We start from the raw sequence: 26601 nt of genomic DNA on the forward strand, positions 1-26601 counted from the left end.
ATGTTGGGCGGTAGCTTCGCGGCCCACGCGGCCGATACCATCAAGGTTGGCATCCTGCACTCGCTGTCCGGCACCATGGCGATTTCCGAAACGTCGCTGAAGGATGTGGCCTTGATGGCCATCGACGAAATCAATGCCAAGGGCGGCGTGCTGGGCAAGAAGCTGGAGCCGGTGGTGGTCGACCCGGCCTCGAACTGGCCGCTGTTCGCGGAGAAGGCGCGCCAGCTGGTCGCGAAGGACAAAGTGGCCGCGGTGTTCGGCTGCTGGACGTCGGTGTCGCGCAAGTCCGTGCTGCCGGTTTTCAAGGAATTGAATGGCCTGCTGTTCTATCCGGTGCAGTATGAAGGCGAAGAACTCGAGAAGAATGTGTTCTACACCGGCGCCGCGCCGAACCAGCAGGCGATTCCTGCCGTCGAATACCTGATGAGCAAAGAGGGCGGCGGCGCCAAGCGCTTCGTGCTGCTCGGCACGGACTATGTGTACCCTCGCACCACCAACAAGATCCTGCGAGCTTTCCTGAAGAGTAAAGGCGTCAAGGACAGCGATATCGAGGAAACGTATACGCCGTTCGGCCATTCGGACTACCAGACCATTGTTGCCAATATCAAGAAGTTCTCGGCCGGCGGCAAGACCGCGGTGATCTCCACCATCAACGGCGACTCCAACGTGCCCTTCTATAAGGAACTGGGTAATGCCGGCCTGAAGGCGACGCAGGTGCCAGTCGTCGCCTTCTCCGTTGGTGAAGAGGAGCTGCGCGGCGTGGACGCCAAGCCGCTGGTCGGCCATCTCGCGGCCTGGAACTATTTCGAGTCGGTGAAAAATCCGGTAAACGAGGCTTTCATCAAGAAATGGAAGGCCTATGCCGTGGCGAAGAAACTGCCGAATGCCGCCAACGCAGTCACCAACGATCCGATGGAGGCGACCTATGTCGGCATCAATATGTGGGCGCAGGCGGTCGAGAAGGCCAAGTCCACCGATACCGACAAGGTGATCGCGGCAATGGGCGGCCAGTCCTTTAAGGCGCCGTCCGGCTTCACCCTGACCATGGACCCGAGCAACCACCACCTGCACAAGCCTGTGATGATCGGCGAAATCAAGGCTGACGGTCAGTTCAGCGTCGTATGGAAGACCAAGGAACCGATCCGCGCCCAGCCTTGGAGCCCGTACATTCCGGGTAACGAAGGCAAGCAAAAGCTGTAAGTCGGTACGCCGGCGGAAGCTGCGCGCCGCCCGCCGGCCTTGATTACTGGAGAGTTCCCCGATGCTGTATTCTGCTGTGCGCCGGCTACTGGCCGGCATCGCGCTTTGCCTGCTGGCCGGCGCCGCGCAGGCGGCCATTGCGCCAGCCTTGTTGCAGTCGCTGGCCGGGGACGACCCCGACGAGCGGGTCGCGGCAGTCGCTGCCATTGGCGCTCTCGGTACGCCGGAAGCGGCGGCTGTGCTGCGCGCTTTACAGGATGATGCCTTGTACCTGATGCCAAACGGTCAGGTGGCCAGCCTTGCGCCGTCGACGCCAGCGCCCGCAGGCGCAGCCGCGATTGTCGTCAATAACCGCCTGCGGGCTGCCATCGAGGCGGCCCTGTCTGGCATGGATCTGCTGGCGCCCGAGCCGGCGCGGCGCTTGGCGGCCGCCCATGCGTTGCTGGGCCAGGAACCGAGTCCCGTGCAGGTGGCGCTGGCGCGGCGTGTCCTGCAGGGCGAGCAGGACGGGCGGGTGCGCTCCGCGCTGCAACTGCTGCTGGCGCTCGCCAGCTTGCAGGCGCCGCAGGCAGCCGAACGCGCCGCCGCCGCGCGCCAGGTGGGACAACTGGGCGGCAGTGCGCAGCGCGCCCCGCTGCAGGCCATGCTGGAGCCGGCGTCCAATGAGCCCGACGCCGCCGTCCGTCTGGCGGTCACGGACGCCTTGAAGGCTATCGACGCCAGGCAAGCCCGCACTGAGCTGGTTGGCAACCTGTTTTACGGCGTGTCGCTGGCCAGCGTGCTGCTGTTGGCGGCACTCGGCCTGGCCATCACCTTCGGCTTGATGGGCATCATCAATATGGCGCACGGCGAACTGCTGATGATCGGCGCCTATACGACTTACCTGGTGCAGTCGCTGTTCCGCCAACACTTGCCGCAGGCGGTGGACTTGTACTTGCTAGCGGCGCTGCCAGCCGCTTTCGCCGTGACGGCGCTGGTGGGCATGGCGCTGGAGCGCACGGTGATCCGCTGGCTGTACGGGCGCCCGCTGGAAACCTTGCTCGCAACCTGGGGCATAAGCCTGGTGCTGATGCAGGCCGTGCGCACCCTGTTCGGCGCGCAGAACGTGGAGGTGGCCAATCCGGCCTGGATGTCGGGCGGCGTGACGGTGCTCGGATCGCTGGTCCTTCCCTACAACCGCATCGCCATCATCGTGTTTGCCGTGCTGGTGACGGCTGGCGTCTGGCTGCTGCTGAACGGCACGCGGCTTGGCCTGTTCGTGCGTGCCGTCATGCAGAACCGGCGCATGGCCGGCTGCGTCGGCGTGCCGACCGGCCGCATCGACATGCTGACATTCGGACTGGGCTCCGGCATTGCGGGACTGGGCGGGGTGGCGCTGTCGCAGCTGGGCAATGTAGGGCCGGATCTCGGGCAGTCCTACATCATCGATTCGTTCATGGTGGTGGTGCTGGGCGGAGTGGGCCAGTTGGCCGGTACCGTGATCGCCGCCCTGGGGCTGGGAGAAGCCAACAAATTACTGGAGCCTGTGGCGGGCGCAGTGCTGGCCAAGATTGCCATCCTCGCCTTCATCGTCATTTTCATCCAGCGCCGGCCGCAAGGGCTGTTCGCTGTCAAAGGCAGGAACGTCGAATGACTAAGCTGTTTTCCCCTCGCAGCTGGTTTGTCGTGGCGGGCCTGACCCTGCTGGCGGCCTTGCTGCCGGCATGTAATCTCGCCTTCCCGCCTGGCCATGCGTTGCATGTGCCGGACTATCTGATCGCGCTGGCCGGAAAATTCATGTGCTATGCCCTGGCAGCGCTGGCGCTGGACCTGGTGTGGGGCTACACCGGCATCCTGTCGCTGGGCCATGGCTTGTTCTTTGCCTTGGGCGGTTACGCGCACGGCATGTACCTGATGCGTGCGATCGGGCGCGATGGGGTCTACCAGAACGCGCTGCCCGACTTCATGGTCTTCCTGGACTGGAAAGAGTTCCCCTGGTACTGGGCCATGACGGACAGCTTCTGGTATTGCCTGGCATTGGTGGTGCTGGTGCCGGGTGCGCTGGCCTTCGTGTTCGGCTATTTCGCTTTCCGTTCGCGCATTAAGGGCGTGTATTTTTCCATCATCACGCAAGCCCTGACTTATGCCTGCATGCTGCTGTTCTTCCGCAATGACACCGGCTTCGGCGGCAATAACGGCTTCACTGACTTTAAGCGAATCCTCGGCTACAGCATCACGGCGCCAGCCACCAAGGCGGTGCTTTACATGACGACCCTGGCTTGCCTGGTGGGCGCGCTGCTGCTGTGCCGCTGGATCGTCACTTCGCGCCTCGGGCGCGTGCTGCAGGCGGTGCGCGACTCGGAGGCGCGCCTGATGTTCATCGGTTACAACCCGCTGTGGTTCAAACTCTTTGTCTGGACCCTGTCGGCCGTTCTGTGCGCGATTGCGGGTGCGCTGTATGTGCCGCAAGTAGGCATCATCAATCCTTCGGAGATGTCGCCGGCCAACTCGATCGAGATGGTGGTCTGGGTGGCGGTGGGCGGCCGCGGCACGCTGCTGGGCGCCATCCTCGGCGCCTTCACCGTGAATGGCTTGAAGAGCTGGTTCACCGCTGCCTTCCCTGACATGTGGCTGTTTGCCCTGGGCTTGCTGTTCATCCTGGTGACGCTGTTGATGCAGAAAGGCCTGCTGGGCTTGCGCCTGCCACGGCGCATCCAACGCGTGCCCGAGCCCAAGCAGGAACTGGAGGAAGTCGCATGAAGGTCGCACAAGACAAAGGGTTGGACACCAGCCACGGCGCCATCCTCTACCTGGAAGACGTGACGGTCGAATTCGATGGCTTCCGCGCCCTGAATAAGCTCAGTCTCGATATCTCGGTGGGCGAACTGCGCTGCATCATCGGTCCCAATGGCGCCGGCAAGACCACAATGATGGACGTTATCACCGGCAAGACCCGTCCCAGTGCGGGCAGTGCCTGGTTCGGCCAGCGCTACGATCTGTCGGCGATGACGGAATACCAGATCGCGCAAGCCGGCATCGGCCGCAAATTCCAGCGGCCGACGGTGTTCGAATCGCACACGGTGTTCGAAAACCTGGAGCTGTCCATGAAGATGGACAAGCGCGTACGGCCCACGCTGTTCGCGCGCCTGAGCGGCGAACAGCGCGATAAGATCAGCGCCATCCTGCACCAGATCCGACTGGAAGGGCAGGCGCAGCGCTTGGCGGGCCTGCTCTCGCATGGCCAGAAACAATGGCTTGAAATCGGCATGCTGCTGATCCAGGACCCGCAATTGATCCTGCTCGACGAACCGGTGGCGGGCATGTCCGACGCCGAAACGGCGCGCACCGCGGAGCTGCTGAATGAATTGCGCGGCAAGCATTCCATCATGGTGGTGGAGCACGATATGGGTTTCGTGGCCGAGATTGCGCAGGGCGGCAAGGTGACAGTGCTGCACGAAGGCGCGGTGCTGGCGCAGGGCCGCATGCACGAGGTGCAGGCCGATGAACGGGTGATCGAAGTCTATCTGGGACGCTAGGATGATGATGCTGCAAGCCGAAAACCTGAACCAGTACCATGGCTCTTCCCACACCTTGCGCGGCGTCTCGCTGCAAGTGGCGCGCGGCCAGTGCCTGGCCTTGCTGGGCCGGAATGGCGTGGGCAAGACCACGCTGCTGAAATGCCTGATGGGCGTGCTGCCGGTGGCTGGCGGCGCGGTGCGGCTCGGCGGGCGCGATATCACGCGCCAGCCGCCCCATGCGCGCGCGGCGGCCGGCATCGCCTACGTGCCGCAAGGGCGGGAAATCTTTGCCCGCCTGACGGTGGAGGAAAACCTGCGCATGGGCATGGCCACGTTGCCCGGCCGCGAGGCGGCGCGCATCAATGGCGAGGTCTACGAGCTGTTTCCGGTACTGAAGGAAATGCTGCAGCGGCGCGGCGGCGACCTGTCCGGCGGCCAGCAACAGCAGCTGGCCATCGCCCGCGCCCTGCTGCAACGGCCGCAGGTGTTGATCCTGGATGAACCAACCGAGGGCATCCAGCCGTCCATCATCAAGGATATCGAACGCGTAATCCGTCTGCTGCGCCAGCGCGGCGACATGGCCATCCTGTTGTGCGAGCAGTACTTCGACTTCGCCCACGCTCTGGCCGACCATTTCGTCGTGCTGTCGCGCGGCGAAGTGGTGGCGGCCGGCAGCCAGGCGCAGATGGCGAGCGACGACGTCACGCGCCACTTGTCGGTCTAGACGACACGGCCAGCGCGGCGGCGGCGGTGCGCGTCTCCACGCCCAGTTTCGCGAACACGTGCTCCAGGTGCTTGTTGATGGTGCGCGGGCTGGTGCCGAGGATGTCGCCGATATCGCGGTTGGTCTTGCCCTTGCTGACCCAATGCAGCACTTCGGCTTCGCGCTGGGTCAGGCGGTGTTTCGCCATCAGCGACTGCACCAGGGCATCATCGGCTTCCTCGCGCAGCACCACGCTCCACTGGACCGCTTCGTCGGCTTCGCCAAGCGTGAAGATCAAGCGCCGCGTGCCTTGTGTAATGACCAGCGCTGCGGCTTCCTCGCCGGCGGAGCGAGCCAGCACTGCGCGTTGCAGCCAGGGCGATACCTGCGGCGGCAGCGTGGACTTGGCGTGGGCCGGAAAGTAGATGTCCAGCCATTGCCGCGCCAGCGGCGTTTGCCAGATGATACGTTCATCCGGATCGACCGCCAGCACGGCATGGCCAAAGGCGTCGAGCGCGCTGCGGGCCTGGCTCACCAGGCGGGCATTCTGCGTGTGGGCGCGGATGCGTGCCAGCATCTCGTTCTGGCGCACCGGCTTGGTTACATAGTCGCTGCCGCCAACCTGAAATGCCGCCACCACATGTTCGCTTTCCGTCAGGCCGGTCATGAAGATTACCGGGATGGCGCGGGTCTGCAGGTCCGCTTTCAGTCGGCGGCAGACTTCGAAGCCGTCCATGCCGGGCATGACGGCATCCAGCAGCACGACATCGGGCACCAGGGCGTGGGCCTGTTCCAGTGCGGTGATGCCGTTGTTGGCGACCACCACGGAGTAGCCCGACTCATCCAGCGCGTCGTGCAGCACAGCCAGGTTCTCGGGCATGTCGTCAACCACCAGCACCAGTTGGCCTGGTGGACGTTCAATCGTTTGTTGCATGGGATACTCCCTGTTCGAGCAAGCGCGCCATCGCCTCCAGTTCGAAGCGCTGCGCGTGGGCTCGCATGATGTCGACAAAATGCAGGTACGGTTCGCCGAGCGTGGCGATGACGTCCAACTGCTGCTTGATGCCGCGCATATAGCCGGCCTTGACCTGGGCGCACAAGGGCGCGAGCTGGGCGGGCGGCGGCAACTGCGGCAAGCCGGGCGGCGTGGCGCTGGCAGGGGCGGCCGCCGGCGCGATCCAGGCGAGCTGCAGGCGGCGCCCGATCCAGTCCAGCAGTTCAGCCAGCTGCACTGGCTTGGTGAAGAAATCGTCGGCGCCGATGCCGGCCGGGTTGGGCAAGCCTTTGTCGTAGGCATTGGCCGAGACGATGCCGATCGGCACTACACAGCCGTGCTCGGTGCGCAGCAGGTGGCTGGCCTCCCAGCCATCGATGCCAGGCATGGCCAGGTCCATCAGGATCAGGTCGGGGGCGAAGCCGGCATGGTATTGCAGGCACTCCTGGCCGGAAGCGGCCTGGCCGACGATGAAGCCGAGCGGCGTCAGGATTGCCGCCAGCAGCTCGCGGTCGTTGCGGTCATTGTCGACCACCAGGATGCGGCGGCGCGCGCCCGCATAGCCGCTGCGCTGGAGCGGAGCGGCATCGGGCTGCGGCGCTTCGGCATGCAGGCGCGGCAGCAGCAGGCGCACGCTGAAGACACTTCCTGCGCCGGGCGTGCTGCGCACCGTCAGTTCACCGCCCATCAGCTCCGTCAGCAGTTTGCTGATCGGCAGGCCGAGCCCGGTGCCGCCGCAGTTGGCGGCATCGCCGGCGCTGCCGCGCGCGAAAGGCTCGAAGATGCGTTCCAGTTCGTGGTCCAGGATGCCCGGCCCGCTGTCCTCCACGTCGAAATGCGCCATGTCACGCTGGTAGCGCAGGCGGAAAGCAATGCTGCCCTGGCTGGTGAACTTGACTGCGTTGCCGAGGATATTGATCAGGATCTGGCTGAGCCGCTTGCGGTCCGCCCGCACCAGTGCCGGCAGGCTGCCCTGCACCTCGTAGCGGAAAGCCAGGCCTTTGCTGGCGGCCTGCTGCTCGAACATTTGCACCAGCTGGGCGATGAAGCTGACAAACTCCAGGGGCCGCAAATCGACGCTCAGGCGGCCGCCTTCGATGCGGGCGATGTCGAGCGTGCCGTCGATCAGGGACAGCAGGTGTTCGCCGCTGCCGCGGATGACGCGGATGGCCTGTTGCCGGTGCGGCGGCATGGCCGGGTCGTTCTCCAGCAACTGCGCATAGCCGAGGATGCTGTTGAGGGGAGTGCGGATTTCATGGCTGATGCCGGCGATGTAGCGGCTCTTGGCCTGGTTGGCCTGGTCGGCCAGTTTCCTGGCCTGTTGCGCTTCTTCCTGCGCCACGCGGCGGCCTTCGCGGTTCAGCACCAGCCACCACGCCACGATGGCGCTGACCAGCAGCAGTGCGCCGAAAATCTTGAGAAAGGCCAGGCGCAACGGCGTCAGCAACTGCGCCTGCCCGGCCTGCTGCAGGGCTGCCGCCTCATGCATGTACAGCAGTCCCAGCAGGCCGCCGAGGAAGAGCAGGGTCAAGATCATCAGCAGCAGATAGTAGCCCAGGCCGCTGACCAGGTAAGGCCAGGCCGACTTGGGCAGCAGCCAGTGCATGGCGGCCTGCCATTGCACGGCCAGGCGCGCATGCGGCTTGCATGCATCGTCGCAACGTGCGTCAAGACAGCAGCATAGCGAGCAGATCGGCCCCTGGTAGGCCGGGCAGTGCGCCATGTCCTCCATTTCATACGATTTTTCGCAGATGCTGCAGGTATTGCTGTGCGTTGCAGTGGCCTGGCGCGCAATATAGTAGCGGCCGCCGGTGAGGTAGGCAATCGCCGGCGCGGCAGCGAAGGCTGTGGCTAGCGCGACGAAGGCTGACAAGGCTTTGGCCGTGGGGCCGAACAGGCCGGTGAAGGCGGCCACCGAGAGCAGCGAGGCCAGCAGCATCGCGCCCACGCCGACAGGATTGATGTCGTACAGGTAGGCGCGGCGGAACTCAATGCCTGCCGGGCTCAGTCCCAGCGGCTTGTTGATGACCAGGTCGGCCACCACGGCGGCGATCCAGGCGATGGCGATATTGGAAAACAGGCCGAGCACCTGGTCCAGCGCCTGGAACACGTTCAGTTCCATCAGCAGCACGGCAATCAGGGCGTTGAAGCAGGCCCATACCACGCGTCCCGGATGGCTGTGGGTCAGGCGCGCAAAGAAATTCGACCAGGCCAGCGAGCCGGCGTAGGCATTGGTCATATTGATCTTGATCTGCGAGACCACGACAAACACGACGGTGGCCAGCAGCGCCAGGCCCGGTCCGGCGCCTACCAGGTCGAAGCCGGCCAGATACATGTGGGTCGGGTTGACCGCTTGCGCCAGGCTGGCGCCGCCCTGCAATGCGAGCAGGGCGAGCAGTGCCCCGGCCAGCATTTTCAATGCGCCGACCACCGCCCAGCCCGGTCCCGCGGCCAGCACGCCGAGGTGCCAGCGCAGGCGCTTCTTGCCGGGTGGCGGCATGAAGCGCAGGAAATCGACCTGCTCGCCAATCTGGGGGATCAGGGCGACGCCAACCGCGGTGGCGGCGCCAAAGGCCAGGGTGTTGAAATGGGCGTTGGCGCGTTCGGTGCCGGCGAACTGGAGCAGCTGGCCGGGCAGCTCCGGGCGCTTGAACGCAATGGCGATGAAGGGCAGCGCCATCAGCAGCAGCCAGAGCGGCTGGCTCACCATCTGGATGCGGCTGATCAGGGTCACCCCGTGCGTCACCAGGGGCACCACCGCCAGCGCGCTGGCCAAGTAGCCGAGCCAGAGGGGCAGACCGAAATACAGTTCCAGCGCATAGGCCATGATGGCCGCTTCCAGTGCAAACAGAATGAAGGTAAACGACGCGTAGATAAACGAGGAAATGGTGGAACCGATATAGCCGAAGCCGGCACCGCGGGTCAGCAAGTCCATGTCAACGCCGTGGCGCGCCGCGTAATAGCTGATGGGCAGGCCAGTCAGGAATATGGTCAGGCTGACTGCCAGGATGGCCCAGAAAGCATTGATGAAGCCGTAATGTACGGCCAGCGTGCCGCCAATCGCTTCCAGCACCAGGAAAGCAATCGCACCAAACGCGGTATTGGCGACGCGAAAAATGGACCATTTGCGAAACGCGCGCGGCGTGAAGCGCAGCGCGTAATCTTCAATGGTTTCATTCGCGACCCAGGTGTTGTAGTCGCGCCGAATCTTGACGATGCGCTGAACCGTTTTGGTGCGTGGGCTTTCCAAGTTTGGTGCAGAGGCGTTCATGGGGTCGCGTTGTGCTTGCTGGCTACTGCATCAATGCAATTACTATGCCCATTAGAGCGCCTGTATCGACTGGTATGCGTCTTGCTTATTGAAGAGCATGGACGATACCCTTCCCGACAATTTGATTGGACTCTGTCTGCTGGTGCTCAGCCTGGGCCTGAAGCATGGCTTCGACGCCGACCACCTGGCGACGATTGACGGCCTGGCGCGCTGGAACATGCCGTCCCGGCCACGCCTGGCGCGCCAGTGCGGCGCCTGGTTCTCACTGGGGCACGGCGCCGTGGTAATGGCCATTGCCGTGGCGCTCAGCACGCTGGCCGGCTACTGGCAGCCGCCTACCTGGCTTGAGCTGTGGGGCGCCTGGATCTCCGTCGCCTGCCTGCTTGGTTTGGGGCTGCTGAATGTGCAGGCGTTGCTCAGCGCGCCTGCCGGACAGGTAGTCGCGCCGGTCGGATTGAAGGGGCGCTTCCTGGGCCGTTTCGCCGCCGCCTCAGGGCCAGGCGGGGTGGCGCTGCTGGGCGCCCTGTTCGCCTTGTCGTTCGATACTGTCAGCCAGGCCAGCCTGTTTGCCATGGCTGCCAGCCAGTTTGGCGGCTGGCAGTATGCATTGCTGCTGGGCGCATTGTTTACGCTGGGGATGCTGGTGGCTGATGGCGTGCATGGCTGCTGGATTGCGCGCTTGCTGCGCCGCAGCGGCGAGGCGGCAGTGCTGGCATCGCGCATCATGGGCTGGGTAGTGGTCGGCACGAGTTTTCTGGTGGCAGGTTTCGGCATGCTGAAGCTGTCATCGCCCGCCGTTGGGGCCTGGAGCGATGGCAAGGAGCTGGCCTTCGGTGTAGCCCTGTTAGTGGTGCTAGCAATCAGTTTCCTGCTGGCCAAGGTCGCGGCGCGCCCGCGCGCAACGGCACCCTCGGACGCGTCCCTGGGATAGGCGACTGTCATGCGCATTGACCATCCTGCCGCAACCTTGCCTCCCGCCTCATGGTGCGCCAGCCTTGCGCTTGGCTATGCGCGCTCTGGCGCTGCAACGCGGCTGGTGCGGCGCGCGCACAGTGGTCCCTTGCGTGTGCAAAAGGCGTTCTATCCGGAAGGGGAGGCCGTCTGCCACAACATCTTGCTGCATCCGCCGGCCGGCATTGCCGGCGGCGATGAACTGCACATCGACATCACGGCCGACGCCGGTGCGCATGCCCTGCTGACCACGCCGGGCGCCGCCAAATGGTACCGCGCCAACGGCAAGCCGGCCTGGCAGCGGGTCCGTATCCACGCTGGGCAAGACGCCCGACTGGAATGGCTGCCGCAGGAAACGATTTTCTTCGACGCCACCGACGCCCATCTGCTGCAAGAGATCGAACTGGCGCCCGGCGCGCGCTACCTTGGCTGCGACATCCTGTGCTTTGGCCGCAGCGCCAGCGGCGAGCGCTTTGCAAGTGGTACGGTACGCCAGCAATTGCAGGTGCGCCAGGAAGGGCGCCTGCTGTGGTGGGACCAGGGCGTGCTGCACGGCGGCAGCAGCGCCATGCAAAGTCCGCATGGTCTGGGTGGCGCGCTGGTCTGCGCCACCTTGCTGGCGGCGGGACGTCCGGCCGCCGCAGCCTTGATTGCGCAGTTGCGCGCACTTGACCCGGCAATGGGCGTGACTTCGTTCAAGTCAGTGCTGCTGCTGCGCTACCTGGGGCACGATGCCGAACAGGCCCGCAAGCTGATGGCGCGGGCCTGGCACACCTTGCGCCCGCATTGGATGGAGCGTCCCGCAACCGAACTCCGCATTTGGAATACCTGACATGGATCTCTCCCCACGCGAAAAAGACAAACTACTGCTGTTTACCGCCGCGCTGCTGGCGGAACGCCGGCGCGCGCGCGGCCTCAAGCTCAATTATCCGGAAGCCGTGGCCCTGATCAGTGCGGCGATCCTGGAGGGCGCGCGCGACGGCAAGACCGTGGCCCAGCTGATGGCCGAGGGCACCCAGGTGCTGGCGCGCGACGATGTGATGGAGGGCGTACCCGAAATGATCCCCGACATTCAGGTCGAAGCGACCTTTCCCGACGGGACCAAGCTGGTCACCGTCCACCACCCGATCATTTGAGGGGACGGCATGATACCTGGCGAATACCTGCTTGAAGAAGGCGACATCACGCTCAATGCCGGCCGCGCCGGCTGCACCCTGGTGGTGGCCAATAGCGGCGACCGGCCGGTACAGGTCGGGTCGCATTTCCATTTTTTCGAAGTCAATGATGCGTTGCAATTCGACCGCGCCCAGGCGCGCGGCATGCGGCTCGATATCGCGGCCGGCACCGCGGTGCGCTTCGAACCTGGCCAGCGCCGCACGGTGCAGCTGGTGGCGCTGTCTGGTACGCGCCATGTGTATGGTTTCAATGCGCGCGTGATGGGTGCATTGGACGGGGAGGCATAATGGCCCGGATTTCGCGCCACGCGTACGCGGAAATGTTCGGGCCGACCAAGGGCGACCGCATCCGCCTGGCGGACACCGAACTGTTCATCGAGATCGAACATGACTACGCCATTCCCGGCGAAGAAGTGAAGTTCGGCGGCGGCAAGGTGATCCGAGACGGCATGGGGCAATCCCAGCTGCCGCACCGCGACGTGATGGATACGGTGATCACCAATGCCGTCATCCTGGACCACTGGGGCATCGTGAAAGCCGATATCGGCTTGAAGGATGGCCAGATTGCCGCCATCGGCAAAGCCGGCAACCCCGATATCCAGCCCGGCGTCACGATGGCCATCGGCGGCGCCACCGAGATCATTGCGGGCGAAGGCATGATTGTCACCGCCGGCGGGGTCGACACGCACATCCATTTCATCTGCCCGCAGCAGATCGAGGAAGCGCTGGCATCGGGCGTGACCACCATGATCGGCGGCGGTACCGGGCCAGCGGTCGGCACGGCGGCTACCACCTGCACTCCCGGCCCGTGGCACATCCACTCCATGCTGGCGGCGGCCGACGCCTTCCCGATGAACCTGGGCTTCCTGGGCAAGGGCAATGTCAGCCTGCCGCTGCCGTTGGAGGAGCAGATCGAAGCCGGCGCCATCGGGCTGAAGCTGCACGAAGACTGGGGCAGCACGCCGGCCGCGATCGACAACTGCCTGTCGGTGGCTGACCGCATGGACGTGCAGGTCGCCATCCATACCGATACGCTGAATGAAGGCGGCTTCCTGGAAGCGACCCTGGCAGCGTTCAAGGACCGTACCATCCATACCTTCCATACCGAAGGAGCGGGCGGCGGGCACGCGCCGGACATCATCGCGGCGGTCGGGCAATCGAATGTGCTGCCTTCGTCGACCAACCCGACCCGCCCGTTCACTGTCAACACCCTGGACGAGCACCTGGACATGCTGATGGTGTGCCACCACCTGGACGCCGCCATCGCCGAGGACGTCGCTTTCGCCGAATCGCGCATCCGCCGCGAAACCATCGCGGCCGAAGACATCCTGCACGACCTGGGCGCGATCTCGATGATGTCGTCCGACTCGCAGGCCATGGGACGGGTGGGAGAAGTCATCATGCGCACCTGGCAGACCGCGCACAAGATGAAGGTGCAGCGCGGGCCGCTGCCGGGCGACGACAGCCGCAACGACAACACGCGCGTCAAGCGTTACGTGGCCAAGTACACGATCAATCCGGCGATTGCGCATGGCATCTCACACGTGGTGGGCTCGCTGGAAGTGGGCAAGCTGGCCGACCTGGTGCTGTGGCGACCGGCCTTCTTCGGCGTCAAGCCGTCCATGGTCCTGAAGGGCGGCATGATCGCCTGTGCCCAGATGGGCGACCCGAACGCTTCGATTCCCACGCCACAGCCGGTGTACACGCGGCCGATGTTCGGCGCCTTCGGCGGAGGCTTGAAAAAGTCGCTGACATTTGTCTCGCAGGCGGCGTTCGAGGCTGGCGTGGCGCAACGCCTCGGCCTGGCCAAGCGCGTGGTGCCGGTGCGCGCCACCCGCCAGCTGCGCAAAACCGATATGCTCCACAACGGCGCGACGCCGCACATGGAGGTCGATCCCGAAACCTATGAGGTGCGTGCCGATGGCCAGTTGCTGGTGTGCGAAGCCGCGCCGGTGCTGCCGATGGCGCAGCGCTATTTCCTGTTCTGAGTGAGCGATGACGATGCTGACCCTGCACACCAAACTGAGCGCCGCCGAACGCGTCGACGGCGAATTGGTATTGACTTACGACCAGCGCGAGAAGTGCCGCCAGCGCGCGCGCCTGGTTTCCGGCGAGGAGATCGCGCTGTTCACCGCGCGCGGCACGGTGCTGCGCGACGGCGACCTGCTGACCGGTGAAAACGGCTTCGTGGCGCGCGTGCGCGCGGCTGCGGAGCCGGTCTACACAGTGCGCGCCGCCGATGCGCATGGCCTGCTGCGCTGCGCCTTCCACCTCGGCAACCGCCATAGCCAGGTCGAGGTGGGCGCCGGCTTCCTGCGCATCCGCGTCGATCCGGTGCTGCGCGACATGCTGGCCGGCCTGGGCGCGGTGGTGACGGAAGACATGGCGGCTTTCGAGCCGGAGGCGGGCGCCTATTCCGGCGGCCATGGGCACGGTCACCCGCTGGCACCGGTGCCGCTGCGGCAAAAGATCCATCGCCCGGCGGATGCCTAACGATGGAAGCGCAGGCGCTGCTGCATCTGCTGCAATTCGCCAGTCCGGCGCTGCCGATTGGCGCCTACAGCTATTCGCAAGGCCTGGAGGCGGCGCTGGAAGAAGGCAGCGTGCACGATGCGGCGACGGCGCGCGCCTGGATGTGCAGCATGCTGCACGAAGTGCTGGCGCGCTGGGACGCCCCGCTGTTCTGGCGCCTGCTGCGTGCCCACGCGGCAGGCGATGCGGCGACGGCTTCGTGCTGGGCCGAGCGCTATCTGGCCTCGCGCGATACAGCGGAACTGCGCGCGGAATCGGTGCAGATGGGATTTTCGCTGGCGCGCCTGCTGGCCGAGCTGGAGCTGGCGCCGGCCACCGAAGGCGAGGAAAGTTACGTGGCCGCGCTGGCGCGGGCCGTGCATGCGCTGGGCATCCCGCACGAGGCAGCCTTGCTGGCCATGCTGTTCGGCTGGGCCGAGAACCAGGTACTGGTGTGCGTCAAGTCCATCCCGCTAGGGCAGGTGGCAGGGCAGCGGCTGCTGCTGTCGCTGCGCCCGGAAATCGAAGCAGCTGCCGGTACCGCGCAATCGCTGGACGACGCGGACATGTCCAACTGGGCGCCCGGGCTGTCCTTGCTGTCGATGCGGCACGAAGTGCAGCACGGCAGGCTTTACCGTTCATAAAGGAATTACTATGGCATCCAATCCCCTGCGCGTCGGTATCGGCGGCCCGGTCGGCTCCGGCAAGACCGCCCTCTGCGAAATGCTGTGCAAAGCCATGCGCGACGATTACGACATGGCCGTGATCACCAACGACATCTATACCCGCGAAGACATGGAGATCCTGCTGCGCGCCCAGGCGCTGCCGCCGGAGCGCCTGATGGGTGTGGAGACGGGCGGCTGCCCGCACACCGCGATCCGTGAGGATGCTTCGATCAACCTGGAGGCGATCGCGCGCTTGCAGGCGGATTTCCCGGCGCTCGACCTGATCCTGGTCGAATCGGGCGGCGATAACCTGGCCGCGACCTTCAGCCCGGAGCTGTCGGACCTGACGCTGTATGTCATCGATGTGGCGGGCGGCGAAAAGATCCCGCGCAAGGGCGGGCCCGGCATCACGCGCTCCGATCTGCTGATCATCAACAAGACCGACCTGGCGCCGCATGTGGGCGCCGACCTGGAAGTCATGGCGCGCGACGCCGCACGGCAGCGGGGCGACCGTCCTTTCGTGTTTACCAATTTGCGCAGCGGTCAGGGCGTGCAGGACGTGGTGGGTTTCATTCGCGAGCAGGGCTTGCTGGGCGTGCAGCGTTAGACCTTGTGCGGTGAGCTGCTCGGGAGCGCCATGCGGACCGTGGTGCCTTCGCCCGGCGCAGAATCGAACGCGAGGCGGCCACCCATCACTGATTCTAGTACTTCCTTTAGCGAGTCGGGGCGCTGAAAAAAATGCTCGAAGACCAGTTCATCCCGATGGCAGGAAGTACCTGCGTATTCAGGCGTCAATGCAATATAAATGGCTGAACTGCCACCTGGAAGGGCCTTCAAGGCGTGAATTACTGAGAATCCGTCTTTGGCGGCCATGTCGATATCAACCAGGACGACGTGTGCTTTGAAGAAGGGAGCAAGACGCAATGCTGCATTGCCATTATTGACGCAAATTGCAAAGACTCCCTGTTCATTAAGATGTTCAGCGATCGCCTGCGCAGCGACGACATTATCGTCAATGATTAATACTCTGTGTGGTGGAGGCAACAATTTATTCGGTACTGCTTGGTGTGGGTTGGAGCGGCTGTGAGCGCCGTAAGGAGCAATCTGCCTCCTTGGTGATTAATCATGAGCGCATGAGAACGTTGAACGACCAGGTATCAGCCAGTTCGTATGGCTTCCTCAGCGGCACGTAACCCTGATTCATATGCGCCGTGAACCGTCTGATAGTGTTTCTTGCTGGTCGCTTCACCGGCGAAATACAGGCGATGATTGACGCTGCTTGCCAAGTCATCCCGGTGCGACGGTGTGGAGCCGATAATGTGGCAGGAATACGCTCCACGCGAGAAGGGGTCGGAGGCCCAGCGAGTAATTGCCGCGTCGACTGGCGCTGGAATGTCTCGACCGAACATATGGCGAAGGTTGTCCATGGCGCTTTGGATAATTCTTGCGTTACTCCATTGTTCCATGGAGGTGCCAGATTCTGCTGCATTGAACCCCATCAGAACGGGGCGTCCTGTCGGCCGCAACAGACTGACCCATTCGGCCCACTCGCCAGCACGTCCCGGACGGGGTATTTGGTTAAGCCAATCGATGCTGCGGTCCCAAAAGGCATGGGGGAAAAGCAAAACACATTTGTTGAGTATGCCCATCCCTAAGCGGTCAATCGCATTCTGCTTTCGTTCAGGTAAGGAAGGAAAGAATCTGACGCTGCCGGACTGTAGGACGCCAAGTGGCAGGGTGATGACAGCATAGTCCGCCTGGAATGCGCCATGACTGGTGTCGAGGCTGACGCCCGAATCGTGGTAGGCGACGGATTTCACCTGATGCTTGAGCTTGATGTCGATGCCATGTGCCAGGTGATCGGTAATGACCTTGTAACCATCAAGAAGCAGCATTTCTTCGCCGTCAAAAGAGGAACCGCTATCGAACCATAGCCTGGACAGCTTGTTGGCAGCAGCGCCGTACTCATGTTCGTACGTTGAGTTCAACAGGAAGTCGATCATTCGTTTGTCATACTCGCTGCGCTCCTGGTAGTTCAGTTCGGAATACACAAAACTACGCAGCGATCCATCGCGCTCACTTCTATCCTGTTCGGCGATGGCCTCCTCGATTGCGGAACGTAACGATTCCAGTTTGCGGTTGTCGGCCTCATTCAGTACAGAGCCTTCGCCACTGAACGTTTCTGCATTCTCAAGGCTGGTCGACATCATCCGGGCGCCAATCTGCCTGGCCATCGTTGCAATGGGGTTCCTGCTGCCCGCGCCATGTATCCAGGATGCGCCCAAGTCAATGGCCGGTCCGCTCCAATTGTTAAAAGTATGAATGCGGCCGCCAATGCGATCTCGCGCCTCCAGCACAATCACATCCATGCCAGCTTGTCGAAGCCGCTTCGCAGCTGCTAAGCCGGCGATGCCGGCACCGACGACGATCGCTCGTCGGGCCACTTTGCGCTGCCCAGCATGGTGGTCCGCGGCCCCCACAATGCCAGCGCCCAGTAAAGACCCGAAGCAGGCCCCCGCCTTGAGAATGGTGCGTCGCTTCACTTTCATTGACTCCTCTGCGCTGAATAACAAAGGCGGAGCAGTTCATGAACTGTTCCACCATTTCACCAACGATCTGCTGCTAGACTTTTGCGGCAAGTATTTCGTCAGCGGCGCGCAGGCCGGAAAGAAACGCGCCATGCACTGTCTGGTAATACTTCCTTTCAGTGGCCTCGCCTGCGAAATAAAGCTGTTGTCCGACTTTGCTTGCCAAGTCATCCCGCATGGACGGCGTTGAGCCGACCTTGTTGTAGGAATAGGCTCCCTTTGCGTACGGATCGGAACCCCACCTGGAAATCTGCCATCCGAGAGGATTCGGAATGTTTTTTCCAAATATGATAGTCAATGTCCGCATGGCGTCGCTGACAATCTCCTGGTCACTCCAGGATTCGATCTGCGCACCGAACTTTGCAGCATTGAATCCGAGCAGAATTGGCTTTCCAGTCGTTCGGCTCAGGCTGACCCATTCCGCCCATTGCCCATTCTTTGCGCCGGCTGGGATGTAATTGATCCAGTCGGAGTCGGTGTCCCAGAATGGCGCGGGGAAGTGCAGGAAGCATTTGTTCAGCACCCCCATGCCTAGCTTTGCAATCGCTTGCAGCTTTTGCGCAGGGAGCTGCGGCTCGAATTGCACTTGGCCCGACTGCAACACGCCGAGCGGCAATGTGATCACCGCGCCGGCGCCCACGAATCGCCCCTTATTGGTGGTGATCGTAACGGTGCCATCGCCATAGCTCACAGCGCTTACTACATGTTCCAGGCGGACATCGATGCCTTTCGCCAGGTAATCGATGAGGACACCATAGCCATCAAGGAAGAGCCGCTCGCCGCCCTCGAATCTGCTGTCACTGTCGAACCACAGGCCTGAGAGGTCGGTTGCCGCGCCACTGTACTCGTGCTCGTAGGTGGTGTTGATCAGATAGTCGATGCTGTCTCGTTCGCTGGCTGTCCGGTTCTGGTAATTGGTGCCGCTGTAGATGGCATCCGACAGGGGCAGATCGGAACTGGCGTCCTGAAACTTGCTGATCGACTGACGGATCTCGGTCCTGAGCGTCGCGATGCGCTCGTTCTCGGCAGCGGACAACAAATGTCCGTCGCTGCCGTAAGCACGATCCCTGCTGAAACTGGTTGTCGTGGTGCGTGCACCGGCCTTTCGTGCGAGCTCGGTTATCGGGTTAGCTGCATCATCGCCATGAATCCAGGTTGCTCCCAAATCCATGGGGGCATCTTTCCAGAGGTGCGACGTATGCAGCCTGCCACCTGTTCGGGCACGGGCTTCGAGTACAACAACCTTCTTGCCTGCGCTTACGAGTTTGCTGGCGGCGGCCAGGCCGGCCATTCCTGCGCCAAGCACGATAATGGGCAATGACTCGGCAGGTGTAACAGCGCCAGGACCCGGCGCGGATGCAGTCCCGTTGCTGTTTCCGGAGTCGGCGCCGCCGCAGCCGACCAGGCCAATGGCGCCGGCGATAGTTAGAAATTCTCTTCTATTCATATTCAAAAGTCGGAAACGAGTTGCGGAAAGGTGGCTAACGGGAAGAGGGCTGCATCGTCCCAGGCCATCGAACGGTGCCAGGCTCGGGATGCTCGTTGGCGCTCTGTCGAGTTAGCTGAGCATAAGTTTAGGGTGCAATCCTGCCGATGTCCGTCACCGCGGCTATCGAATTGTCAGCTAATGTCACCGTTCTGTTGCCACCACACGCGGATCGATGTTCCGCCCCATCGGCTGTCGCTGATCGCCCATGTTGCACCGCTGTCTTTCAGTGCCAGATCGGCAATCGCCAAACCAAGTCCAGATCCGCCCACGCTGCGATTGCGATGTTTGTCGAGGCGAACGAAGGGGTGCAAGACCATGCTGCGCAACGCTTCCGGGATGCCTGGACCGTCGTCGCTGATCTCGAGTTCAATATCCGCACCGGTGACTGTTAGCACCACTGCTACGCGCTCCCGTGCGTATTTGCAGGCGTTGTCCAGCAGGTTGCTGAGTGCGCGCTCCAATAGCGCCCGGTTGGCAAATACCTGGCACGGGGCCAGCGTTGCCTGGATATGGTCATTGGCGAGCCTGCAGATACATTGATCGATCAGGCCATGCAGCGCGATCGGCTCGCGTGGCGGCGCTTGCTGGGCGAGGCGCAGCCGTGAAAGCGTCAGGATATCGTTCATTAAGTGCGTCAAGGCCGTGAGCGCGTCATCCATTTCGTGCATCAGCTCATCGACTTGCTGCTTTTGTCCTGATTGCAGGGCAATGTCCAGCGCCAGGCGAAGGCGGGTCAGCGGTGTGCGCAGCTCATGATGAATCGCAGCAGTGAGCAGGTGGTTCTCCTGCGTCTTCTCCGCCAGCGCCCTCGTCATGCTGAGAAGATCGTCATGGAGTTCTGCAAAAGCCTTGGTGGGAGGAGGACTGGGTGCCCAATCATAGTCTCCGCCGGCAACGCGCTGCGCTTGCTCACGGACCACTTCGATGTGCCGGTACAGGCGATAAGTCAGCGCATAGATCATCCCCGCAAGCAACAGGTAGAGGAATGCGTAGCCGCCATAGTAAGTCCACATTGCGCCAGGTTCGGCGTGGTCATCGACCGTGAATTTGATGGCACGGGCGGCATCGAACGGAATCACGACTTCCAGCTGATCGCTGGCTTCTGTGATGGCAACTTTTCGAAGATGGGGCTGTACTGCCCTTCCTTCGAGCTTGATCAGCGACAGGTCCATTTCGTTGTCGCGCAGCCGTGTGCGCCACCAGGCAATCGTGTCGTATTCGCTGCTGCCCAAGGCGATGTCGCGCTGAATGGCCTGCGTCAGCATTGTTGCCTTCTTCAGGTACTCATCTTCAACTTCCCGCTTATAGTAGATGCCATTGAGGTAATCATTGGCCACCAACACAACCAAGATGCTCCCCATAATGAGAATATAAACCTGCAGGAAAAGGCGCTTCATGGCCTAGCTCAGGACGAAGATGTAGCCGATTTGCCGTAACGTGCGGATGAACTCGCGGTCGGAGTAGATGGCTAGCTTCTTGCGCAACTTGGACACGCGCATGTCAATGGAGCGATCAAGTCCGTCATAATCGCGGCAGCGCAAGTGCTGGAACAAGACATCTCGCGTTACCACTTCGCCGGCCCGGCTGGCTAAAGCCCACAATAGCTCGAACTCCGATTCGGTCAGGTCAATCGTTTGCTCATTGAACAATATACGGCGGCTCTCGCGATCGATGCGCATTCCTGCAATCAATAGCGAAGTCGGCATCGGCGTATGGCGCCGCAATAAGGCATGGATGCGGGCTTTCAGGACATGAGGGCGGATCGGCTTCTGGACGAAATCGTCTACGCCAGCGTTGAGCGCGATGACTTCGTGCATATCCCCCTCTTGGGCAGTGAGCATGAGCACAGGTTTTGCGTAGAATTCCCGCAAGGCTTGGCAAGTTGCCACGCCGTCCATTCCAGGGAGTAATAGGTCGAGTATGATCAGGTCAGGCGGGGTGACTCGACTGTGGGACAAGGCAAGCTCGCCAGTGGATACAGCCGAGGTTTCGAAGCCTTCGCCGCTCAAGAACTGGCACAGCAGTTTGGCGATATGTGGTTCATCCTCGACGATGAGAAGACGTGCTACTGGCATTGCGATGTCCAGGAGGTTTGCTGCAGGTTAATTGAAATGACGGCAATCGCACGGTAGTCGATTGGCATGCGCCACCGTTGACCCTTGGCCAATTTGGCAACGAAACGGCGAGCTGGCCTTCCGATGATGCCAAGTTGTTATTCTAGCGCGGGATGGCGAGAAAGGGATTGCAGCTATTTCATTGCAATGCACAGTTCATGCGGAAGCGGCCGGCCTACACGCGCTGGGGCGAGCGAAGCGGAACGATCATGCGTATCGTCGTGCCTTGGCCCGGTGCGGAGTCGATTATGATACGGCCGCCCATCACACCGGTGACAATGTTGTAGACGATGTTCATCCCCAGCCCCGTCCCGCCGTTGCCCATTTTGGTGGTGAAGAACGGGTCGAAGATATGACGCTTGACTTCGTCCGTCATGCCCGCGCCGTTGTCACGGAATGCGATCTCGATGTTACCCATTTCAGCGGCGCGGGCACTCAGCCACAAATGGCCGCTGTTGCGACCTTCGAAGGCGTGCATCAGGGCGTTATTGATCAGGTTATTGAAGGTCTGGTAAAGACTGCCAGGGTAGGAGTCCAGCAACAGCTCAGGCGGAACGTCAACTTCCATGCTGATAGCGCTGCGGCGCAGGCGCGGGGCATAGGTGGCGGCGGTGTCAAACGCGACGGAATGCAGGCTGAAGCGGCGGCGCTGGTCGTTGGTCTGGTCGACTGCAATCTGCTTGAACGACGCGATCAGGGAAGCTGCCTTTTCCAGCGAGCTCGAAATCAGGCCGCATGCGAGCTGCACCTCTTCCAGGTGGTGATTCAGCGTTGAACGTCGGACCGTGCCGTCGGCGACTGACTGCTTGAATTCCTTCACCCGCTCGTCCAGTGCGGTGGAGGCCAGCAGGCTATTGCCGATCGGCGTATTCAGTTCGTGCGCGATGCCCGCCACCAGTGAGCCGAGTGATGCCATCTTTTCAGATGCGATGAGGTCGTGCTGTGTGCGCTGCAGGGTCTCCAGTGCGTGCGACAGGTCGCGATTGGCTTGTTCCAGGGCGGCGGAACGTTCGCGTACGCGTGACTCCAGCGCATCGTTCAATTCGCGCAGCTGCTGCTTGGCCTGCATCTCCTGAGTGAGGTCGAGCAAGGCCCAGATGATGGCGTGCCTGCCGTCCAGCAGCAGCGACGAAGACCAGATCGCCACCTGTCCCGGCGCGCCATTCGGCAGCAGCACAGCGGCCATCTCGCCCCGCACCACGCCATGCAGGCGGAATTCGTGCCAGATGCGTTGCCGTTCGTCCGCCGAGGCCCAGAACGTCACTTCATCCGAGCGCCGCCCGATCAGCTCGGCCAGCGGGGTGCCGAAAGTGCGCACCAGCGCCTGGTTGGCGCCGATGATGCGGCCTTCCAGGTCGGACACCGACAGCGGCAGCGGTGTCATGTCGAACAGGGTGCGGAAACGTTCTTCCGACTCGCGCAAGCGGCGCTGCGATTCTTCGAGCTGGGCGATGCGTTCGCGCAGGGCTGCGCTCATCAGGTTAAGCGAATGGGTCACGACTTCCAGTTCGTCGCCACCGCTTTCGGGCAACTGGCTGAACTGGCCTTGCGCCAGCGTTGCCGAGTGGCGCGCCAGGGCGCCAAGCCGTTTGCCGACGCCGCGCGTCATGGCGTAGAACAGCAGCAGGGCCAGCGCAAAGCCGAGCAGGGCGATCAGGCCGCCCTGGTGCAGCACGTCGTCGCGCGCGCTCACCAAGTCGACGGTGGACAGGCCGAAATGCAGCATGCCCACCTGGTTATCTTGCAGCAGCAGGGGCGCCTGCGCGTGCAACAGCTTGCCGTCGACGGCAGTGCGCACGCCGCCGCCCAGTTGCGCCTGGCGCAGCGCTTCCGGCATGAAGTCCGGGCGCGCGCCCGCTTCCAGCACCGTCTCGCCGGCAGCGTCGAGGATCACGATATAGCGCAGGAAGCTGTCGCGCGGGTCGGACAGCATTTCCGACCAGTAGCTGCGTAGTTCGCCCAGCCGGCCGCTGCTGGCATAGGGCGTCAGGGTGAGGTTGAGGTTGACCGCGTATTCGTGAGCCACGCGGTCGGCGTTGCGGCTGACCGCATTGCTCATCAGGCGCAAGCTGTTACCGATTAGCAGGGCCACCACCACGGCCTGGACAAAAGCGCTCAGCAGCAGGAATTTCGCGCGCAGCGAAAATTTCAAAGCGACCCCAAGGTGGACATTTTTATTGATTAGATATCGCGGCATTGTATCCCTTCGTTAGTGAAAGTTGCCGAGATCTAAAAAAAACGCCGCCCGGCTGTTGCTGGGCGGCGTTGGCGCGTAGCAGGCGCAGTAACCGGTTTCGGCTTATGGCAGGGTCAGGATGACCTTGACGCTGTCGTCCACAGCCGATTTATCGATGTAGCCGATGGCTTTCGGATCGTCCGCCACGGCCTTCTTCACCTCGGCATTGGACTTGAATTCCTTTGGCGGCGTGGCCTTGCCGGTAAAGACCAGCTTGGACCAGATGGCCTTCACCTGGGCCGGGTCTTTTTCCGCGACTTTCTGGTAGAAGTCGGAGCGGATCTTGGAGCCCTCAGCCTGGTCCACCGGCGTGAACATGGCGGATTTGCCGAGGAAGAATTGCGACGCCTGTTCCGAGAACATGCGCGAAGCCGGATTGTCTTTGTTGACGATCACGACGATTTCGGCCGATGCCGGCAGGGCTGCGGCAGCCAGGGCTGTAGCGAGCAGGGCGGTCAGGATTTTGTTCATGGCCATGGCTCCTTAGAAGACGAAGTCGATGCCGGCGGCATAGACGTTGACGCTCTTGTTGTAGGTCATCACGCCGCTAGGCAGGATCAGGGAACCGCCCTTGGCCTGTGGCTTGACATGGTCGATCTGCACTTTCAGGGCCAGCGACTTGGCGAAGTCCCAGCGCATGCCGATCAGGTCGGACTTCTGCTCAGGCGATGCCAGCAGGCCGCGCACGGCGCCGAAGGTCGCTGCCAGCGGGTGGGCTGCAGGCACGCTTGGCACGCTCACGGAAGTACCGGCGTCCTTGTAATAGGCATGGGCGTAGTAAGGCAGCACTTTGCCGAAGCGGTAACCGGCCATGATGTAGCCGGAATTGGTTTCCGGGATGTAGACCGGCTCGTGGGCACGGCGCTGGGCGTATTCGGCTTGCAGCACGATGTTCTTCCAGTCCATCGTCAAGCCGATTTCGGTGAAGCTCATCTTCTTGCCGCCCTTCAGGGTCAGGTCGTTGGCGAGCTGGATGGCAGCAGGAACGCCGGTGGCAGCCAGTCCGGAAGTCAGGGCATTGATCGGCGCCAGGTTGTTGACTTCGATCTTGGCGCGGGCGTGCGCCAGGCGGGCGGTGAATGGGCCGTATTCCGCAGTCACGGCGGCGCCGAAGACGGGCGACTGGTGCTTGGCAACGGAACCGCCGCCGGTCGGGATGTACAGCTTACCGCGGCTGACGCCGCCGAAAGCTTGCACGGTGACGTTGGTGTCGCCGAAGGCGTGTTGCCAGTTGACGTCAGCGCCGTCCATGTTTTCGATCGGGGCCTGGCCGTACATTTCGATCGGCGGGCGCATCATGGTGTTGGCGTAGCCGACGTTCTGGTAGTCCGAGATCAGGAAGGCTGGCAGCACCACGCGGCCCAGGCGCACATTGATCTCGTCATTCAGTTTGTACTTCAGGAAGCCCCAGGTCAGGTCGGTGGTGAACTGCGGGCTGGTGTTCTTGCGGGTCAGCACCTGCACGGTGGCCGACAGGCGGTCGTTGAAGGCGTAGGTGGCTTGCAGGCCCAGGTTGCTGTCCAGGCCGATGCGCGGCGAGTCGCCGGTGCCGGCAGCCTGGTTGTAGCGTGCGAATTTTGCGTCATCGGAGTTGGTCTTGGCTACACCCAGGGTGCCAAAGCCACTGATACTCAGGTTGCCGTCGCCCAGGGTGCCGGCCTGAGCCATCATGCCGGTAGCAGCCAGCATGGCGGCGGCGAGAAGCTGTTTCTTCATGAAAGTGATCCGATCGAGTGTTATTTTATTGATAGTGCAGCGCACCAAAGTCGTGCCATTTTGTTTATGGCAGTTTCCTAGAATAAACTAAAATTGCACCAAATTGAATTGGAACCTGCACAAATAGAGAGCAGCTTCTAGAAATTGTGGGTTTTTTGCGTTCTTTGATTGGCGATATTGCACTGCGCGCCGGAATGCGCGTGCGTTTAAAATAACTACTTCGTTCCCTACCAAGATTGAGAAGAAAACCATGGCCGTCAATTCCCCCATCCCTGTCGCCGCTGACCTGAAGCCGGTTGCCGGTATCGAGCTTGGCTATGCCGAAGCCGGTATCAAGAAGCCGGGCCGCAAGGACGTGCTGGTCCTGAAACTGGCCGATGGCGCCACCGTGTCCGGCGTTTTCACGCTGAACCGCTTCTGCGCCGCGCCGGTGCAGATTTCCAAGGAAAACCTGGCGGCCGTGAACCATGGCGGCAAGCCGATCCGCGCACTGATGATCAACACCGGCAATGCCAACGCCGGCACCGGCGAATCCGGCCTGGCCAATGCGCGCGCCACCTGCGCCGCCCTGGCCAAGGAGCTCGGTTGCGATGCGCAGCAGATCCTGCCGTTTTCCACCGGCGTGATCCTGGAGCCGCTGCCGGTCGAAAAAATCGTGGCCGGCCTGCCGCAGGCCATCCAGAACCTGAAGCTGGACAACTGGTTCAATGCTGCCGAAGCCATCATGACTACCGATACCCAGCCGAAAGCGGGTTCGCGCACCGTCGATATTGCCGGCCACAAGGTCACCATGACCGGCATCTCGAAAGGTGCCGGCATGATCAAGCCGAACATGGCCACCATGCTGGGCTACCTGGCGTTCGACGCCAAGGTGTCGCAGCCGGTGCTGGACGTGCTGGTCAAGGAGGCGGCCGACAAGTCCTTCAACTGCATCACCATCGACGGCGATACGTCGACCAACGATTCCTTCATGCTGGTTGCCACCGGCGCCGGCACCCTGGTGGTCGACTCCGTCGATTCGCCCGAATACAAGGCGCTGGCTGCTGCTGTGACCGAGCTGTCGGTATTCCTGGCGCAGGCCATCGTGCGCGACGGCGAAGGAGCCACCAAGTTCATGACCATCACCGTGGAAGACGGCAAGGACACCGCCGAATGCCGCAAGATTGCCTACTCGATCGGCCACTCGCCGCTGGTGAAGACCGCCTTCTTCGCTTCCGACCCTAACCTGGGCCGCATCCTGGCTGCCATCGGCTACGCCGGCGTGGATGACCTGGACGTCAGCAAGATCAACCTTTACCTGGACGACGTATGGGTGGCCAAGGATGGCGGCCGTAATCCCGACTACAAGGAGGAAGACGGCCAGCGCGTGATGAAGCAAAGCGAAATCACCGTGCGCGTGAAGCTGGCGCGCGGCACCGCCGCTTCCACCATCTACACCTGCGACCTTTCGCACGACTACGTGTCGATCAACGCCGACTACCGTTCCTGAGC

At 62.5% G+C, this 26601-nt stretch carries 24 protein-coding genes; 14 read left to right on the plus strand and 10 right to left on the minus strand.

Annotation, left to right across the window (positions count from 1 at the left end):
• The 5 genes from urtA to urtE all read left to right on the plus strand — a co-directional run bounded on the left by urtA (nt 1) and on the right by urtE (nt 5421).
• Complete coding sequence (gene urtA, locus ACWBU6_RS07410; RefSeq protein WP_452649542.1) at nt 1–1200, plus strand: urea ABC transporter substrate-binding protein; 1200 nt, start codon at nt 1–3, stop codon at nt 1198–1200.
• 61 nt (nt 1201–1261) lie between these two features.
• Complete coding sequence (urtB, locus tag ACWBU6_RS07415; RefSeq protein WP_452648176.1) at nt 1262–2833, plus strand: urea ABC transporter permease subunit UrtB; 1572 nt, start codon at nt 1262–1264, stop codon at nt 2831–2833.
• Nucleotides 2830–3939 carry an urea ABC transporter permease subunit UrtC gene (urtC, locus tag ACWBU6_RS07420; protein ID WP_452648177.1) on the plus strand — a complete coding sequence of 370 codons (1110 nt, stop codon included), beginning with the start codon at nt 2830–2832 and terminating at the stop codon, nt 3937–3939. Before urtB ends, urtC begins: the two co-directional genes overlap by 4 nt.
• Entirely contained in the window at nt 3936–4715 is a 780-nt protein-coding gene (gene urtD / locus ACWBU6_RS07425) for an urea ABC transporter ATP-binding protein UrtD (RefSeq protein WP_452648178.1), read from the plus strand. The genes urtC and urtD overlap by 4 nt, the downstream gene beginning before the upstream one ends.
• 7 nt (nt 4716–4722) lie before the next feature.
• Complete coding sequence (gene urtE, locus ACWBU6_RS07430) at nt 4723–5421, plus strand: urea ABC transporter ATP-binding subunit UrtE (protein WP_452649543.1); 699 nt, start codon at nt 4723–4725, stop codon at nt 5419–5421.
• Here urtE and ACWBU6_RS07435 read toward each other — a convergent pair.
• Together ACWBU6_RS07435 and ACWBU6_RS07440 are read right to left on the minus strand one after the other, a co-directional pair.
• Entirely contained in the window at nt 5399–6334 is a 936-nt protein-coding gene (locus ACWBU6_RS07435) for a response regulator (protein ID WP_452648179.1), read from the minus strand. The two genes, urtE and ACWBU6_RS07435, sit on opposite strands and share 23 nt — an antisense overlap.
• Nucleotides 6318–9665, minus strand: a complete 3348-nt coding sequence (locus ACWBU6_RS07440; protein ID WP_452648180.1) for a hybrid sensor histidine kinase/response regulator — start codon at nt 9663–9665, stop codon at nt 6318–6320. Before ACWBU6_RS07440 ends, ACWBU6_RS07435 begins: the two co-directional genes overlap by 17 nt.
• Before the next feature lie 97 nt (nt 9666–9762).
• Here ACWBU6_RS07440 and ACWBU6_RS07445 point away from each other — a divergent pair, with 97 nt between their 5' ends.
• The 8 genes from ACWBU6_RS07445 to ureG are packed head-to-tail and all read left to right on the plus strand — an operon-like array spanning nt 9763 to nt 15574.
• Nucleotides 9763–10596 (plus strand): HoxN/HupN/NixA family nickel/cobalt transporter, encoded by an 834-nt coding sequence (locus ACWBU6_RS07445; RefSeq protein WP_452648181.1) that lies wholly within the window; start codon nt 9763–9765, stop codon nt 10594–10596.
• 9 nt (nt 10597–10605) lie between these two features.
• Entirely contained in the window at nt 10606–11448 is an 843-nt protein-coding gene (locus tag ACWBU6_RS07450; protein WP_452648182.1) for an urease accessory protein UreD, read from the plus strand.
• 1 nt (nt 11449) lies between these two features.
• Entirely contained in the window at nt 11450–11752 is a 303-nt protein-coding gene (locus ACWBU6_RS07455; protein WP_452648183.1) for an urease subunit gamma, read from the plus strand.
• Between the two features lie 9 nt (nt 11753–11761).
• On the plus strand, nt 11762–12079 hold the full coding sequence (locus tag ACWBU6_RS07460; protein ID WP_452648184.1) for an urease subunit beta: 318 nt from the start codon (nt 11762–11764) through the stop codon (nt 12077–12079).
• The gene (gene ureC, locus ACWBU6_RS07465; protein WP_452648185.1) at nt 12079–13779 is read left to right on the plus strand and encodes an urease subunit alpha; all 1701 of its coding nucleotides are present in this window, start codon (nt 12079–12081) and stop codon (nt 13777–13779) included. The genes ACWBU6_RS07460 and ureC overlap by 1 nt, the downstream gene beginning before the upstream one ends.
• Before the next feature lie 13 nt (nt 13780–13792).
• On the plus strand, nt 13793–14284 hold the full coding sequence (gene ureE, locus ACWBU6_RS07470) for an urease accessory protein UreE (protein WP_452649544.1): 492 nt from the start codon (nt 13793–13795) through the stop codon (nt 14282–14284).
• A 2-nt stretch (nt 14285–14286) separates the two neighbouring features.
• Nucleotides 14287–14946, plus strand: coding sequence for an urease accessory protein UreF (locus tag ACWBU6_RS07475; protein WP_452648186.1), 660 nt, complete (start codon nt 14287–14289; stop codon nt 14944–14946).
• 10 nt (nt 14947–14956) lie between these two features.
• A complete protein-coding gene (gene ureG, locus ACWBU6_RS07480) occupies nt 14957–15574 on the plus strand; it encodes an urease accessory protein UreG (RefSeq protein WP_452648187.1) in 618 nt (205 codons plus the stop codon).
• Here the strand turns inward: ureG and ACWBU6_RS07485 are convergent.
• The 8 genes from ACWBU6_RS07485 to ACWBU6_RS07520 all read right to left on the minus strand — a co-directional run bounded on the left by ACWBU6_RS07485 (nt 15571) and on the right by ACWBU6_RS07520 (nt 25110).
• Complete coding sequence (locus tag ACWBU6_RS07485) at nt 15571–16011, minus strand: response regulator (RefSeq protein WP_452648188.1); 441 nt, start codon at nt 16009–16011, stop codon at nt 15571–15573. The two genes, ureG and ACWBU6_RS07485, sit on opposite strands and share 4 nt — an antisense overlap.
• 113 nt (nt 16012–16124) lie before the next feature.
• Nucleotides 16125–17516, minus strand: coding sequence for a flavin monoamine oxidase family protein (locus tag ACWBU6_RS07490; protein WP_452648189.1), 1392 nt, complete (start codon nt 17514–17516; stop codon nt 16125–16127).
• A 73-nt stretch (nt 17517–17589) separates the two neighbouring features.
• Entirely contained in the window at nt 17590–19002 is a 1413-nt protein-coding gene (locus ACWBU6_RS07495) for a flavin monoamine oxidase family protein (protein ID WP_452648190.1), read from the minus strand.
• 173 nt (nt 19003–19175) lie between these two features.
• A complete protein-coding gene (locus tag ACWBU6_RS07500; protein WP_452648191.1) occupies nt 19176–20441 on the minus strand; it encodes a sensor histidine kinase in 1266 nt (421 codons plus the stop codon).
• 3 nt (nt 20442–20444) lie between these two features.
• On the minus strand, nt 20445–21119 hold the full coding sequence (locus ACWBU6_RS07505) for a response regulator transcription factor (RefSeq protein WP_452648192.1): 675 nt from the start codon (nt 21117–21119) through the stop codon (nt 20445–20447).
• 214 nt (nt 21120–21333) lie between these two features.
• Nucleotides 21334–23310: an ATP-binding protein gene (locus ACWBU6_RS07510; RefSeq protein WP_452648193.1), complete on the minus strand. Its 1977-nt coding sequence runs from the start codon at nt 23308–23310 to the stop codon at nt 21334–21336.
• A 147-nt stretch (nt 23311–23457) separates the two neighbouring features.
• Nucleotides 23458–23865 (minus strand): hypothetical protein, encoded by a 408-nt coding sequence (locus ACWBU6_RS07515; RefSeq protein ID WP_452648194.1) that lies wholly within the window; start codon nt 23863–23865, stop codon nt 23458–23460.
• Between the two features lie 12 nt (nt 23866–23877).
• On the minus strand, nt 23878–25110 hold the full coding sequence (locus ACWBU6_RS07520) for a porin (protein WP_452648195.1): 1233 nt from the start codon (nt 25108–25110) through the stop codon (nt 23878–23880).
• Between the two features lie 250 nt (nt 25111–25360).
• On the opposite strand from ACWBU6_RS07520, the gene argJ reads away from it, so the two are divergent.
• Nucleotides 25361–26599 (plus strand): bifunctional glutamate N-acetyltransferase/amino-acid acetyltransferase ArgJ, encoded by a 1239-nt coding sequence (argJ, locus tag ACWBU6_RS07525; RefSeq protein WP_452648196.1) that lies wholly within the window; start codon nt 25361–25363, stop codon nt 26597–26599.
• The last annotated feature ends 2 nt before the right edge of the window (nt 26600–26601 follow it).

It is taken from the genome of Pseudoduganella sp. HUAS MS19 (assembly GCF_053615455.1).